This window comes from Flavobacterium sp. UGB4466 (genome assembly GCF_903469665.1).
GTDB classification, from domain to species: Bacteria; Bacteroidota; Bacteroidia; order Flavobacteriales; family Flavobacteriaceae; genus Flavobacterium; species Flavobacterium lipolyticum.
In genome coordinates this window covers 22,337-36,576 of sequence record NZ_CAGKLC010000003.1, presented here as the reverse complement: position 1 = coordinate 36,576, position 14,240 = coordinate 22,337, and the positions used below count along the sequence as shown (strand labels likewise).

At 37.0% G+C, this 14,240-nt stretch carries 11 protein-coding genes; 5 read left to right on the top strand and 6 right to left on the bottom strand.

Going from position 1 to position 14,240, the window contains the following annotated elements; translation table 11 throughout:
* Nucleotides 1-78 precede the first annotated feature (78 nt).
* From JO950_RS01480 to JO950_RS01460, 5 genes are all read right to left on the bottom strand, one after another.
* Nucleotides 79-4,620 (bottom strand): type IX secretion system membrane protein PorP/SprF, encoded by a 4,542-nt coding sequence (locus JO950_RS01480; protein ID WP_202700736.1) that lies wholly within the window; start codon nucleotides 4,618-4,620, stop codon nucleotides 79-81.
* 1 nt (nucleotide 4,621) lies between these two features.
* Entirely contained in the window at nucleotides 4,622-6,103 is a 1,482-nt protein-coding gene (gene sprC, locus JO950_RS01475; RefSeq protein WP_202700735.1) for a gliding motility protein SprC, read from the bottom strand.
* Complete coding sequence (locus JO950_RS01470) at nucleotides 6,100-6,513, bottom strand: hypothetical protein (RefSeq protein ID WP_202700734.1); 414 nt, start codon at nucleotides 6,511-6,513, stop codon at nucleotides 6,100-6,102. Before JO950_RS01470 ends, sprC begins: the two co-directional genes overlap by 4 nt.
* Nucleotides 6,514-6,613: 100 nt before the next feature.
* On the bottom strand, nucleotides 6,614-7,906 hold the full coding sequence (locus tag JO950_RS01465) for a hypothetical protein (RefSeq protein ID WP_202700733.1): 1,293 nt from the start codon (nucleotides 7,904-7,906) through the stop codon (nucleotides 6,614-6,616).
* A gap of 185 nt (nucleotides 7,907-8,091) precedes the next feature.
* Nucleotides 8,092-8,544 carry a hypothetical protein gene (locus tag JO950_RS01460; protein WP_202700732.1) on the bottom strand — a complete coding sequence of 151 codons (453 nt, stop codon included), beginning with the start codon at nucleotides 8,542-8,544 and terminating at the stop codon, nucleotides 8,092-8,094.
* A gap of 437 nt (nucleotides 8,545-8,981) precedes the next feature.
* Between JO950_RS01460 and JO950_RS01455 the strand changes: the two genes are divergently transcribed.
* The 4 genes from JO950_RS01455 (at nucleotide 8,982) to recA (ending at nucleotide 12,317) form a co-directional block, all read left to right on the top strand.
* Nucleotides 8,982-10,130 (top strand): DNA polymerase III subunit delta', encoded by a 1,149-nt coding sequence (locus JO950_RS01455; RefSeq protein ID WP_202700731.1) that lies wholly within the window; start codon nucleotides 8,982-8,984, stop codon nucleotides 10,128-10,130.
* A 7-nt stretch (nucleotides 10,131-10,137) separates the two neighbouring features.
* Complete coding sequence (locus JO950_RS01450) at nucleotides 10,138-10,521, top strand: DoxX family protein (protein WP_202700730.1); 384 nt, start codon at nucleotides 10,138-10,140, stop codon at nucleotides 10,519-10,521.
* A 130-nt stretch (nucleotides 10,522-10,651) separates the two neighbouring features.
* Nucleotides 10,652-11,161 (top strand): acyl-CoA thioesterase, encoded by a 510-nt coding sequence (locus JO950_RS01445; protein WP_026109914.1) that lies wholly within the window; start codon nucleotides 10,652-10,654, stop codon nucleotides 11,159-11,161.
* Nucleotides 11,162-11,309: 148 nt separating this feature from the next.
* The gene (gene recA, locus JO950_RS01440; protein ID WP_017495770.1) at nucleotides 11,310-12,317 is read left to right on the top strand and encodes a recombinase RecA; all 1,008 of its coding nucleotides are present in this window, start codon (nucleotides 11,310-11,312) and stop codon (nucleotides 12,315-12,317) included.
* A 551-nt stretch (nucleotides 12,318-12,868) separates the two neighbouring features.
* On the opposite strand, the gene JO950_RS01435 is transcribed toward recA, so the two are convergent.
* Complete coding sequence (locus JO950_RS01435; protein ID WP_202700729.1) at nucleotides 12,869-13,618, bottom strand: 1-acyl-sn-glycerol-3-phosphate acyltransferase; 750 nt, start codon at nucleotides 13,616-13,618, stop codon at nucleotides 12,869-12,871.
* A gap of 246 nt (nucleotides 13,619-13,864) precedes the next feature.
* Here JO950_RS01435 and JO950_RS01430 point away from each other — a divergent pair, with 246 nt between their 5' ends.
* A complete protein-coding gene (locus JO950_RS01430) occupies nucleotides 13,865-14,239 on the top strand; it encodes a GxxExxY protein (protein ID WP_202700728.1) in 375 nt (124 codons plus the stop codon).
* Nucleotide 14,240: the final 1 nt, after the last annotated feature.

Here is a 14,240-nt window from a genome sequence, read left to right as displayed (position 1 = left end):
AAGCATTCTGAAACATTTATAATAGATGTTCTTCTTAAAAAAATTAAGAAGAACGGGGCTATATTCTCAATAATTATATTAATTCTCCACTTTCACAATTGCCATTTTCCCGTTGTATGGCTTAGTCCCTTTTGCTTCCAGTGCTTTTGTAGCTTCTGATAGTCCGTCGAATTTCTCATAATAGATGTAATACTTACTTGTGGTTACATTATAAAAGAAATTAACATCTGTACGTCCTGCTGCAACTGCTTTAGCGAGGAACTGATCGCGTTTTTCAACACTGCTGTGAACTGCAATAATTAAATAATATCCACCATCAGCATTCTTAATATTCTTGATAATCTGCATATTTGATTGGTCTTCACCGAAATCAAAATCACTTGCTGTTAGAGGCGTACTGCTTAATTTCGTTGTTTCTCTAATACGTTTAAGAGCGGCAACATCCTGTGCATATCGGCCCTGATCATTCTCATATGCTGCACGTTTGATTCGACGTTTTTTCTCAATTTCAGTCTCGGCCTTGATACGTTCTAAATTAGAAAGTAATGTTGCGCTATCCTGTTCCATTTTCAATTGTGCTGCTTTTAACTCGTTTATCTTTTCCAGATAAGCCTTATTCAAAGCATCGTTTTTATTAGGAAACTTTTTAAGCCTTTCGTTGTATAAATTAGTCAACTTCGCAATTTCATCTTTCTGTGCTTTATTTACTTCAGCAAGTTGAGATTTTAAAGCTTCCAGCTGACTGTTCTCGGCTGCTACACTTTTGAAAGGTTTTGGTTCTTTATAAATTCCTTTCTCACTTAAATCATTCTCTTCTCTTAAGTCGTTCAAGTCTCTTTGTTTACTTGCCACTGTTGTATTAAACTGTGCCAATAAATCTTTCTGCATTTTACTTGCGCTCTCGATAGACTGAGATAAGTTATCTATTGCTTTTGCTGTATCATCTTTTGGAGCTGAAGCAGCTTTTGCAAGTGCATCCGCAGCTAACTTTGCCTGAAGAGCTTCTGCATCGGCTTTCGCTTTCGCATCAGCAGCTAATTTTGCCAAACGAGCTTCTTCTGCTAATTGCAACTGTCTTGTTTCTTCCTCAGCTTTTAATCTTTCTGTCGCTTCTGCATCAGCCTTCGCTTTTTGATCTGCCAATAACTTCGCTTGTGCGGCTTCCATATCGGCTTTTGCTTTAGCATCGGCAGCTAACTTCGCCTGAAGAGCTTCCGCATCGGCTTTCGCTTTGGCATCAGCAGCTAACTTCGCTTGAAGGGCTTCTGCATCAGCTTTAGCTTTAGCATCAGCAGCTAACTTCGCCTGAAGAGCTTCTGCATCGGCTTTCGCTTTGGCATCAGCAGCTAACTTCGCTTGAAGGGCTTCTGCATCCGCCTTTGCTTTGGCATCGGCAGCTAACTTCGCCTGAAGAGCTTCCGCATCGGCTTTCGCTTTGGCATCAGCAGCTAACTTCGCTTGTGCGGCTTCCATATCGGCTTTTGCTTTAGCATCAGCAGCTAACTTCGCCTGAAGAGCCTCTGCATCGGCTTTCGCTTTGGCATCTGCTGCTAACTTCGCCTGAAGGGCTTCAGCATCCGCTTTAACTTTGGCGTCTGCTTTAGCTTTTGCATCAGCAGCTAACTTTGCTTGAAGAGCTTCAGCATCGGCTTTCGCTTTGGCATCGGCAGCTAATTTTGCCAAACGAGCTTCTTCTGCTTCCTGTAATTGTTTTGCTTCTGCATCTGCTTTCGCTTTCGCAGTTGCTTCTGCATCTGCTTTTACCTTCGCATCCGCAAGTAATTTAGCTTGTAAAGCTTCCATATCAGCTTTGGCTTTTGCATCAGCAGCTAACTTAGCCTGAAGTGCCTCTGCGTCGGCTTTCGCTTTAGCATCAGCAGCTAACTTAGCCTGAAGTGCCTCTGCATCGGCTTTCGCTTTAGCATCGGCAGCTAATTTTGCCTGAAGAGCTTCTGCATCCGCTTTGGCTTTTGCATCAGCAGCTAACTTAGCCTGAAGTGCCTCTGCATCGGCTTTGGCTTTTGCATCAGCAGCTAACTTAGCCTGAAGTGCTTCTGCATCCGCTTTCGCTTTTGCATCGGCAGCCAATTTCGCCTGAAGAGCCTGGGCATCTGCTTTGGCTTTTGCATCAGCAGCTAATTTCGCCTGAAGTGCTTCTGCATCTGCTTTGGCTTTGGCATCGGCAGCTAATTTTGCCTGAAGGGCTTCTGCATCCGCTTTCGCTTTAGCATCAGCAGCTAATTTCGCCTGAAGTGCTTCTGCATCCGCTTTGGCTTTTGCATCGGCAGCTAATTTTGCCTGAAGTGCTTCTGCATCTGCTTTGGCTTTTGCATCGGCAGCTAATTTCGCCTGAAGTGCTTCTGCATCGGCTTTCGCTTTAGCATCTGCAGCCAATTTCGCCTGAAGTGCTTCTGCATCGGCTTTCGCTTTAGCATCTGCAGCCAATTTCGCCTGAAGAGCTTCTGCATCGGCTTTGGCTTTTGCATCGGCAGCTAATTTCGCCTGAAGTGCTTCTGCATCCGCTTTCGCTTTAGCATCTGCAGCTAATTTTGCTTTAAGAGCTTCTGCATCGGCTTTCGCTTTAGCTTCAGCAGCAATTCTGGCTTGTCTGGCTTCTTCATCTGCTTTGGCTTTGGCTTCAACAGCTTGTTTTTCTTTTAAGGCAGCTTCTTCAGCAGCTTTAGCTTTCGCGTCAGCAGCTATTTTTGCTTTATTGGCAGCATCTATACTTGCCTTTGTTTTTGCAGCAGCAGCAGCAGCGGCTTTCGCTTCAGCAGCCAGTCTCGCCTGAAGCGCATCTGAATCTGCTTTGGCTTTTGCATCCGCAGCTAAAATTGATTGTAAGTCTGCAGCTTCTGCTTTCGCTTTTGCATCGGCTTTACGTTTTGCTTCTGCAGCATCAGCCTTAGCTTTTGCATCTGCTGCTAGTTTTATTTTCAGAGCTTCAGCATCTGCTTTTGCTTTTGCATCAGCAGCTAATTTTGCTTTTGCAGCGGCTTCCGCATCAGCTTTTGCTTTGTCAGCAGCTAATTGAGCCTGTGTTTTTTGTGGCGCTGTTGCCGGTTTATTTTCCGCAGCAGTTTTTGCTTTAGCGGCTTCCGCATCAGCCTTTGCTTTAGCATCTGCGGCTAATTTCAATTTCATTGCTTCGGCATCAGCTTTGGCTTTATCAGCAGCCAGTTGTGCCTGTGTTTTTTGTGGCGTCGCTGAAGGCTTATTAGCATTCGCTCTTGCCGCTGCCGCTGCATCTACTCTCGCTTTATTATCTGCAGCCAATTTTATTCTGCGGGCTTCAGCATCCGCTCTTGCCTTATCTGCGGTCAGCTGCGCCTGTGTTTTTTGTTCTGCAGCAACTGCTCTGTTTGCCGTTGCAGTTTGTGCTCTTGTTGCTGCTGCGGCATCAGCTTTAGCTTTAGCGTCAGCGGCTATTTTTATCTTAAGTGCCTCGGCATCAGCTTTGGCTTTATTGTCTGCTTCTAATTTTGCTTTTGCTGCCGCTGCTGCATCAGCCTTCACTTTTTCGGCTGCGGCAAGTCTCACTTTTAGCGCTTCTGCATCGGCTTTAGCCTTCGCATCGGCAGCCAGTCTCGCTTTTTCTGCACCATCAGTTCTCTCAGCGGTTGTTCCTGATGATGGTTTAGCCAATACCGGTTTTGGTTTAGCCGGATCTATTAAAGAGCCTTCTTCATCATCACCATAGTAATAGTTTTTATTTTTAAATTTATAAGCAATTGTAAATTCATGCGAACCTCCCATATTGGTAAAATTTCCCATGCCTTTTTCATAGTTGTATTCAAATGCAATACTTGGAGAAATATTAAATCCAAGACCGGCAGAAATCCCATATAATGTATTGTATCCTGCTTGAGCCCAAACTCCTTTTGGAATTGCAATCATTGCAAGTCCGGAAATTACTGTCTTACCTTTTTTAACCTCTGTTTTTACAATTCCTGAAAATTTACTTCTGTCAAAAAAACCGAAACTATCAATGTATCCTGTATACATAGCATGCAACTGAATCGCTCTTTCAGGGTCTTCTTTTACAATTCCGCCACCGAAATTATAAAGGATAAGATTGTTTACCGCTAATCCAAAGTCAAGGAACTCTGTTCCATAATTTACTCCCGGATTAACCGTAAGTAAAGTGTTTGACGGATAGTCTCCATTTAAAATATTTGGATCATCTGAGATGATTTTTCCTTTATTTAAACTGCTTTGGTAAACTCCAACATTTAAACCAAAAGTTAAATTACTGTCTTGCTCTAAAACGATGTTATGAGCAAAGTTTCCGATTCCTCCAAAAACCGTCATTAAACCATAATTTTGCTGAAACAGACCAAAAGCAAAAGCTTCATTTTCTCTAAAACGGCCCGAATAGTTGGCTAAATAGGTGTTTGGTGCATTCTCAAACTGTACCCATTGTCTTTTATTATAAAAACTGGCATAAGCATTTGTTTCACGAACAAAGCTAAAAGCCGGGTTAATTAAGTATCGATTAAACTTTAAAGAATTTCTAATAGGTAACGAAAACGAAACAACTCCATCCTCATTTTTGTCCTGAGAATAGAGTGTATTTGAAAAACCGTAAAATAGTGTGATGAATAGTAAAATTTTCTTCATATTACCTTATTACAGTTATTGATCCTTTTTTTTCACCATTGTCGGATTTAATGACATAGTAATATACCGGATTAACATTTTTAAAATCTTTTATAAACGTATTGGTTTCAGGATTATAATCACTTCCTAAACCGTCATACATAATTTCACCATTAGAACTCATGATTATTATTTTCGTCTGGACTGTTTTATAAACATCCGGAACATTCCAATAGGGATTCTGGAGACTTACAACATTAGGAATCACTGTCGTCGAAGCCATTGGTCCTGTAACTTTAAAACTAAACTCCTGAGAAGAAATACAACCCGATGCTTGAGAAATTTTAACTTTATAATTACCAGGAATAGATACAACATAAGAACTTGATGTTGCACTTGCAATTGCGTTTCCATTTAAAAACCATTCAAAAGTAGGGTTTGAAGCATCTGTTGTAACCGAAACATTCAAAGTTTCCCCCTCGTTTATTGATGTGGTTTCCGGCGCATCTATACTCGCATTAAAGCTATTACTTTTCAAATCGATAGTTCCTGTAGCACTACATCCTCCAAAATCAACCTGTACCGTATAAACTCCTGATACATTTGCATTAATACTACGCGTAGTAGCACCCGAAATTATTGCTCCGTCTTTCTTCCAAACGTAAGTATTTCCGGAAGTAGCCGTTAGAACTGTTCCTGATCCAGATGCACAAAACGGGTTTCCCAAACTTGAGCTAATGGTAACTGCCGATCCTCCCGATCCTGAAGTCGTTACATCAACACGATTTGAGCTAAAATTTACATCAGAACATAAACCATAGTCAATTTCGGCATAGTATTTTCCGGCAGAATTTACAATCAAATCTTTAGAACTTTGTCCGGCAATTACAGCACCATCTTTGTACCATTTGTATTTTAGATTGGAGTAATTAGCAGGTGACGAAGCCTGATCAGAAGGCGTAGGATTATAAACGGAAAGTGTAAGATTACCGCCAGCACAAAAAGACGCTGTTGGCTGTTTTTCATTAATATAAAACGAACTTACATAAGTACTGTAATAAACAGAAAAGGTTGTATTACCAACGGCGTTTTTAAATCTTGGGCTATTTACTACAGGTGTAGTATTCAAGCTCTTAACGCGTAAGCTATACACATCCGATCCTTTCAGATTAGTCGGAACCGCAAATTTAATTGTTTGTTGTTTTAAAGCAGCATCATCTGTAACCGAAAGTGTTGTAGTAGCTGTTGGATTTGTAAAACTTCCAGTCTCATCAGAAAGTTCTACGGCAAAAGTTGTTCCAGCGGGAAAATCTACGTAGCTGAAAGTTGCAAAATATTCATTAAACACAACGCCATTGACAATAAAACCAGCGCAGATTCTCTCAAAGGGAAGCTGCTGTGGTCCTATCACTGGCGTTTGGGCATATGAATTTAATTTAGTTAAAATAACTAAAGAAAACAAAAGCACTAATTTGGTAAAATTTGGGGTAATTTTTTGAATCATATAGTGCGTGTTCTTGCTAAATCTATGTCTTCAAAAAAGAGGATATCAATAAATGTTTCAGAAAAATCGTACTTATAGTTCTCGATAATATCCTTTGCAAGAACTGAAAAAGAACCGGTTAAAAACGAATTTTCTTTGCACTCTGAATTCTGATCTTTCACTTCAGCTGCCATAGAAAGGCTATCCTTGGGGATGGATAGCCCTGCTAATAACTGATTAGAATTATCTAATTCGCCGATACATACTGGATCAGCATTTTTTATTTTTTGGTTCTCACAGCCTCTTATTTCGCTTATTGCTTCAGCAGAAGTAGGTCGTTCTACTGTGGTATTTTGAGCATATAAACTAAGCGAAATAGGGAAAACCAAAAATATTATATATATAAAATATTTTTTTCTAGATGGTGCCATTATGTCTTGATCTTTATTTGTCCGGTATTAAGACGAATACATAAATTATGTCTGGGGACTTTATTAATAAAATTTACGCTGAAATAAAAATCGAAATCTATTATCTGTTGCTGCTAGACGCTGTAATTTTGCCTAATTGTAATCTGAAATCCGGCTTTTTAGGGTTGAAAATGTCAATGAAAGTCTCTCTGTTGTTACTTTGAGAATACACATTGAAAAATACACTATTTCCGTACCAGCTTTCTAAATCTTCATTGTTTGAGTTGTACTCTGTAAAGATATTTCCGTTACATAGGTTAAAGTACATTTCTTCAAATTTGATTTTCTTTAGATTAGCATCATTAATTTCTGTTTTACTGTCTAATAAAACAGCTGGATTAAATCCGGAAATTACACTACGCTTCATTTCAAGAGAAGCATTTTCAGCTACAAAAACAGCTTCTTTTACTAATCCTGACTGAATATCAGCTTTGATGTTTTCGCTGTCATTAAGCATCGTAATATTAGTTGCAACAACTAAAGTTTGTTTTTTAGTAAAATCAGTTTCACTTTTCTTTTCGAAAGACTTTACTTCCATACAACGAGAACCGTCTTTATTACTTGATAAATAAGAAGATCTTACTGCTAATGAATTGTACAAACGACATTGTACACCCTGAGTAAATTTGTAATCGTCATTGATTGATTTATAAGATACAAATTTAGTAGCGTTTACATCACCTCCAAAAAAGGCAAATGAGTCACCACCAGAGTAGCTTACCATAACGTTGTCCAGTACTGTTTTAGATCCCACACCGGCAAAAGTTATACCGTTGAAAGTGTCTACACCTTTTACTTTTTTACCTGCAAATTCAACTCTTACGAATCTTAAAACTCCTGAATTAGCGGCAGCATTATCACCACCGTAAGTCGTTAAACTAGGATCAAGATCTAAGTTGTAAGAACCAACATTTCCAAATTTATTAATTGGTGCATCCCCTAGAATTACGATTCCACCCCAGTCACCAGCTTTTTTCTGGCTACGGTTTGAAGTAAATACAATTGGGTCGGTCTCTAAACCATCAGCCATAATTTGGGCACCTTTTGTAACAACAAGAGTTCCTTTTGTTTCAAAATCACCAATAATTAAAGTTCCTGGTTCAATGGTTAAAACTGCATTGTTCGTAACATAAACATTACCTTGCAGTACATAAATATTCTTCTTCAGCAATTTAGTATTAACAGAAATATTTCCTGCTAAAATTTGGTTTGCTTCTCCATACTCTACTTTGTTAGGCTTAAATTCGGTCCAGTTGTTCAACCAATTGTTGTAGCCCATAATTCCTTTCTCTTGTTGAGCACTCATACTCGTAACTGTCAAAAGAACGCAGATCATTTGAGTAATTTTTTTCATGATAAGGGGGTATTACAGTTAATAATAAATTTGGGTATGCGTAAATGAAAAAACTCATCTCGAATTTTCTGATCATACTCAGAACTTTTCGAGAGAGTTGTTTTTTATTTCTTTTCTAAAACATCTATATAAATTTAATCCTCTATATAAACATTGACAAAAAAAGCTTTAAAAATTATATAATATTACATTTCGTTCAATTCGTTGAACTCGTGTAAAGATTTCAATGTGCTTTCGTAGAATAAAATTGCAGCGATTAAGTTTCCTTTATCAGAATACGGCATCATCTTTCTTTGAAATTCTACTGTTGTATCTAAAAATGTTGTTGTACCAACAGCCTGACCATCTAACACTTTTTTGTGTTCGTTGTCATCCGGAATACCTAAGTCGGCCATCGTAACTCCCGGTTTTGTTACCAAAGCAATGTAAGGAAGAGTTTTTACTAAAACTTTAATACGCTCGATGTACAATTCTAAAAGTTCTCCTTTTTGCATACCACTCAATTCTTTTTGATCATGGTATTTACGAATAATAGCAGTTGTACTGATTATACTTCTTGGAGCATTTTTCGCCTGAGCCGAAATGGCACCAGTCGTCATAAAAAAAAGTGTACTTAATAAAATAATTTTCCCTTTCATAGATTCTTAGTTTATAATTGGTTGTTCATAAAAACAAAAATATAGAAATTAACTTAAACTGCAACTTTATTGATTTCTTTTTTCAAAAAAAAAGCTTAAAAAAAGCTTAAAAACCAGCGTTATGTCGAGAAAATGTGCGTTTTAACGAGATTTTAGTTAAAATTGGCTCTGTCGCAAAGGGTAAGATATTGGCTATAAAAAATAAACTAACACGTACTACCAGTAATCAAAAAAAGCTTTCGTTAATCATTGTACAGCAAAAAACTATTAACAAAAAAGTCTTAATATCTCCACATCTTGCCATGTTTATTAACAAAAGTTGGTTAACAAACGTCAAAAAACAGCTCGAAATCTTCATGATTATTAGAAATCACTCTGTATGGATAAACTTTTGAGCTAAAATTTTTGACTACATCATTTTCTTCTATCTTTGCTTCATGCAATTTTCTCAAATTTTAGGTCAGGATTACATCAAAAGTCACTTGATAAAAAGTGCAGCTTCCGGACGAATTCCGCATGCACAACTATTCATTGGGCCGGAAGGAAGTGGCACATTATCAACAGCAATTGCCTACGCACAATATATTTTGTGCAACAACACAGGAGACGAAAACTCAAACGGAAATGATTCCTGCAATTTGAAATTTCAAAACCTCTCTCATCCCGACTTGCATTTTATTTATCCGACAGTGACCACTGAGGATGTCAAAACAAAACCCAAAAGTTTAGATTTTATTCAGGACTGGCGTACTTTTATACAGGAAATGCCTTATGGAGGTTTGTTTGACTGGTACAAAGTACTTGGTGTTCAAAACAAACAAGGAGAAATTCGAGTTGAAGATGCACAGGAAGTTTTGAAATCATTTTCATTAAAATCATACGAAGGCGGTTACAAAATTATGATTATCTGGATGGCCGATAAAATGAATATTGCCGCCTCCAACAAACTTTTAAAATTACTTGAAGAACCTTCAGACAAGACTATTTTCATTCTCATTTCTGAAAACGAAGAAGATATAATTCAAACCATCCGCTCCCGTTGTCAGGTCATTCATTTTAACGGACTTCCCGAAAAAGTAATTGCAGAAGCTTTAATTTCTAAAGAAAACATTGACGAAAAATTAGCTTTTAAAATTGCACATCAGGCACAGGGAAATTTTAGTAAGGCCTTACATCTTTTAAAAGAAGATGATTCAGAGTTACCTTTCGAACAATGGTTTGTCAATTGGGTTCGCGCTGCGTTTAGAGCGAAAGGAAATGCAGCTGCTATTCAGGATTTAATTTCCTGGAGTGAAGAAATTGCCGGTCTGGGACGTGAAAGTCAGAAAAAATTCATCCAGTTCTGCATGGAAATGTTTCGACAAGCCTTGATGCTTAACTATCAGGCCCCTACTCTTGTGTACATCGAACCAAAAGTAGATAAATTCAAACTCGAAAATTTTGCACCTTTTGTCAACGGAAACAATATTCATGAAATTTTCAAAGAACTTTCGGATGCAATGTATCATATCGAAAGGAACGGAAATGCAAAAATAATTCTAACCGACTTATCTATAAAACTGACTCGTTTAATCCACAAAAAATAGTTATCAAATGAATAATGTTGCCTCCATTTTACTATTAGCATTTTTAGCTTTAACCTTCTTACAATCCGGATACGAAAAAATATTTTACTGGAAAGACAATGTCGAGTGGCTTAAAGGACATTTTGCCAAAACAAGACTTAAAAACCAAATACCACTTGCCCTGCTTCATCTTTTAATTATGGAATTAATCTCCGGAATTTTATGTGTAGTCGGAGCGATACAATTGCTCACCGACAGTGGCCGGGAATTTGGATTATACGGAGCTATATTTTCATGTATCACATTGCTAATGATGCTTTTCGGACAGCGATTAGCCAAAGATTATGACGGTGCAAGAACCATAGTGATCTATTTTATTCCGGCAGTAATGGCGGTTTACTGGTTGAACTAATCTGACATAATCGCACCGCTTTAAAGTCAATAAAAAAATTAAATCGTCACAGATTCAACATTCGTAAAACAAAATTGAATTGAAATCAAAAAATAAAATTGTGGCAAAAAATAAAATTTACAGTAAAAAAATGAATGCAAAACACCCATCAGAGTCCCTTACCATCTTAACCGATTTAGTTTTACCAAGTGAAACAAATCCTTTAAACAACCTTTTTGGTGGCGAATTATTAGCCCGAATGGATCGTGCCGCAAGTATTGCAGCCCGCAGACATTCCCGCCGAATTGTAGTTACAGCCTCTGTAAATCACGTGGCTTTTAACAGAGCCATTTCGTTAGGAAGTGTAGTAACAGTTGAAGCAAAAGTTTCAAGATCTTTCAAAAGTTCGATGGAAGTTTTCATTGATGTTTGGGTAGAAGACCGCGAATCTGGTAACAGAACCAAAGCCAACGAAGCCATTTACACTTTTGTAGCCGTAGACGATACCGGCAGACCTGTAGAAGTACCGGCTATATTGCCCGAAACTGAACTTGAAATACAACGTTTTGACGCCGCTTTGCGTCGTAAACAACTTAGTTTAGTGTTAGCCGGAAAACTAAATCCTTCCGATGCCACAGAATTAAAGGCTTTATTCTTGTAGTGCAAATTGTGACAATTTGGAACAATCAAACTTCGAAAAAAGAACTATTTTTACAAAATATAAGCCTCATTAATAAAGATCAAGAAGTTAGTATCTTCTTTAAATTTATTTGAAAGAAAAAAATAACAATTTAGACATTTAAGAAAAGATGAGTTCAGACAAAGAAGCCAAATTAAAAGCGTTACAACTAACGCTTGATAAACTTGACAAAACCTACGGAAAAGGAACCGTAATGAAAATGGGCGACAGAGCCATTGTGGAGGTAGAAACGATTTCTTCTGGCTCACTTGGCGTTGATTTAGCCCTTGGAGTAAATGGATATCCAAAAGGAAGAATTATTGAAATATACGGTCCTGAATCATCTGGTAAGACCACTCTAACATTGCATGCAATAGCTGAAGCTCAAAAAGCCGGCGGAATAGCTGCTTTTATAGATGCTGAACATGCTTTCGACAGAAATTATGCCGAAAAATTGGGTGTCGATATCGAAAACTTAATCATCTCGCAACCTGATAACGGAGAACAAGCGCTGGAAATTGCCGAAAATTTAATTCGCTCAGGAGCAATTGATATTGTGGTAATTGACTCTGTTGCTGCATTGACTCCAAAAAGTGAAATCGAAGGTGAAATGGGAGATTCCAAAATGGGTCTTCATGCACGTTTAATGTCACAAGCCTTAAGAAAGCTTACCGGAACCATCAGTAAAACAAACTGTACCGTTTTCTTCATCAACCAGTTGAGAGAAAAAATTGGTGTTATGTTTGGTAATCCGGAGACTACAACAGGAGGTAATGCTCTAAAATTCTACGCTTCGGTACGTTTAGATATTCGTCGTTCTTCGCAAATTAAAGACGGTGAAAATGTAATTGGAAACAGAACCAAAGTTAAAATTGTAAAAAACAAAGTTGCTCCGCCTTTCAAAACTGCCGAATTTGATATCATGTACGGAGAAGGAGTTTCTAAAACAGGTGAAATTCTTGATCTTGCTGTTGAGTTTGAAATCGTTAAAAAAGCAGGTTCCTGGTTTAGCTATGGCGATACCAAATTAGGACAAGGTCGTGATGCTGTTAAAGCTTTGATCAAAGATAATCCGGAATTAGCAGACGAACTTGAGATTAAAATCAAAGCACATATCAAAGAATTAGCAGACGCTTAAAATCATTAAAAGTATTTACAATCAATACTTTACATACAACCCGATCATTCCTAAAAGATGATCGGGTTTTTTATTTAAAAAAATATGCATTTACTAACGCAACCATTCCGGAACCAAACCATCTTATGAAGAGACAAAAGATTTGACTGGTACTTAGCCAAAAGTATCTGATCAAAGGTTTTTCTTTAAATTTGGTTGGTTTGTTCAATAAAAATCCGTTAGTTTTTTGGTTCTAACGGGTTTTTATTTTTTTTTTTCACCTTTTCACGCAACCTTTTTCATTTTTTACGCTCTATAATAGTATGTCGTTAACTTGAGTTTTATTAAACTCTTTAGTATCAACCCAAAATATTTTAACCATGAAAGAGAAAATAGAAGTGTTGTACAACAAAAACCGTAAAAAAACCAAACTGAAATTAAGAAAAGTATTGCGTTTTATTTCTGAAAAAATAATTCATAGATAAGCATTATTGAATATAAAATGGAGTAATTTTAATTCAAAAGAAAACCCGGCAATTTTCAATTTTGCCGGGTTTTATCCTTAAAATGAGTTACTTTTCTTTATTTTTAAACTTCAGTAAATCTTTATAAATCATTTGTCTCACCTGATCTCGCAGTTCTTTTCTATGGTCAGCTGCCAATCCTTCTGTAGCAACAAAAGGAAGTACCTTTGCACGCATTTTTCCAGGACTTCCACTGAAAAAAGTATATGAAAATCTTTCCTTGTTATCCGCAAAAACAATGGGAACGATCGGAATTTGGTGCTCAATCGCCAGACGAAAAGCACCGTCCTTAAACTCATCCAGTAAAATAGATTCATCGTCAGGAACTCCGCCTTCAGGAAAAATACAAATACTAAGTCCTTGATTTAACCTATTTTGCGCTCTTTTAAAAACCTCATTTTTACTTTTCGAAGAAGTTCGATCAACCAAAATACAGGTTCTTTTGTAGAAAAACCCAAACAAAGGAATCTTTGAAAGCTCTTTCTTTCCCACAAAAACAAACGGATTTTTAACGAGAGCCAGCATTAGCATAATATCGGTCATCGAAGTATGATTGGCTACGATCATATAGCTCTTATTTCGAACCAGCTTCTCTTCACGTTCGACTTTATAATAAAAACCCATCCCGAAAAGGATAAATTTAGCCCAAATGCGGGCCATTTTAAAAAAATAGGGGTAACCCTTCTCTGACGCTATAGAAACTAGCAAAAACGGCAGCATAATCAATATCGGAATGGCCATTAAAATATAAAACCATATACGCCATAAAACCCAAAAAACAACTTTTAATCCTTTCATGGTTTCAAATGTAATAAATCAGAAATGAATTCTACAAAAAGAATTTACGCTCGTGTTTTTTACCACAGAGAACACAAAGTCTTTCACAGAGTTTACAGAGTTTTTTAAATAGAAAAGCTTTTTCTAAGTTAACAGATTTTAAGTTAAATTTTTTTAGATCTAACTTCCCTTTCTCTACGAAAAACTTTCTATCTCTATGGTTAAAATTTAATTAATTATAAGGAAATAAGTATTAAATTTGATATTATGACAGAGAATGAAATATCTACAATTATAATCGGACTAGCAATTCAGGTTCACAAAGCACTCGGTCCTGGTTTACTTGAAAATGCATATAAAGAATGTTTATTTTATAAAATTAAACAACATGGTCTTTCTGTAGAAAAAGAAAAAGCGATGCCTCTAATTTTTGAAGAAGTAAAACTAGATTGCGGTTATCGTGTTGATTTATTGGTGGAGAAAAAATTTGTAGTCGAAATAAAAAGTGTAGAATCATTAACCACAATTCATTTAGCCCAAACTTTAACATACTTAAAACTTGGAAAATACAAACTAGGCTTACTTATAAACTTCAATGAAATTCTTCTAAAAAATGGTATACGAAGGGTTATTAACGATTAAT

Coding starts and splice junctions, on each gene's coding strand:
- JO950_RS01480 (WP_202700736.1), bottom strand. CDS start 4,620: ATGAAGAAAATTTTACTATTCATCACACTATTTTACGGTTTTTCAAAT.
- JO950_RS01430 (WP_202700728.1), top strand. CDS start 13,865: ATGACAGAGAATGAAATATCTACAATTATAATCGGACTAGCAATTCAG.
- recA (WP_017495770.1), top strand. CDS start 11,310: ATGAGTTCAGACAAAGAAGCCAAATTAAAAGCGTTACAACTAACGCTT.
- JO950_RS01465 (WP_202700733.1), bottom strand. CDS start 7,906: ATGAAAAAAATTACTCAAATGATCTGCGTTCTTTTGACAGTTACGAGT.
- JO950_RS01445 (WP_026109914.1), top strand. CDS start 10,652: ATGAATGCAAAACACCCATCAGAGTCCCTTACCATCTTAACCGATTTA.
- sprC (WP_202700735.1), bottom strand. CDS start 6,103: ATGATTCAAAAAATTACCCCAAATTTTACCAAATTAGTGCTTTTGTTT.
- JO950_RS01455 (WP_202700731.1), top strand. CDS start 8,982: ATGCAATTTTCTCAAATTTTAGGTCAGGATTACATCAAAAGTCACTTG.
- JO950_RS01450 (WP_202700730.1), top strand. CDS start 10,138: ATGAATAATGTTGCCTCCATTTTACTATTAGCATTTTTAGCTTTAACC.
- JO950_RS01460 (WP_202700732.1), bottom strand. CDS start 8,544: ATGAAAGGGAAAATTATTTTATTAAGTACACTTTTTTTTATGACGACT.
- JO950_RS01435 (WP_202700729.1), bottom strand. CDS start 13,618: ATGAAAGGATTAAAAGTTGTTTTTTGGGTTTTATGGCGTATATGGTTT.
- JO950_RS01470 (WP_202700734.1), bottom strand. CDS start 6,513: ATGGCACCATCTAGAAAAAAATATTTTATATATATAATATTTTTGGTT.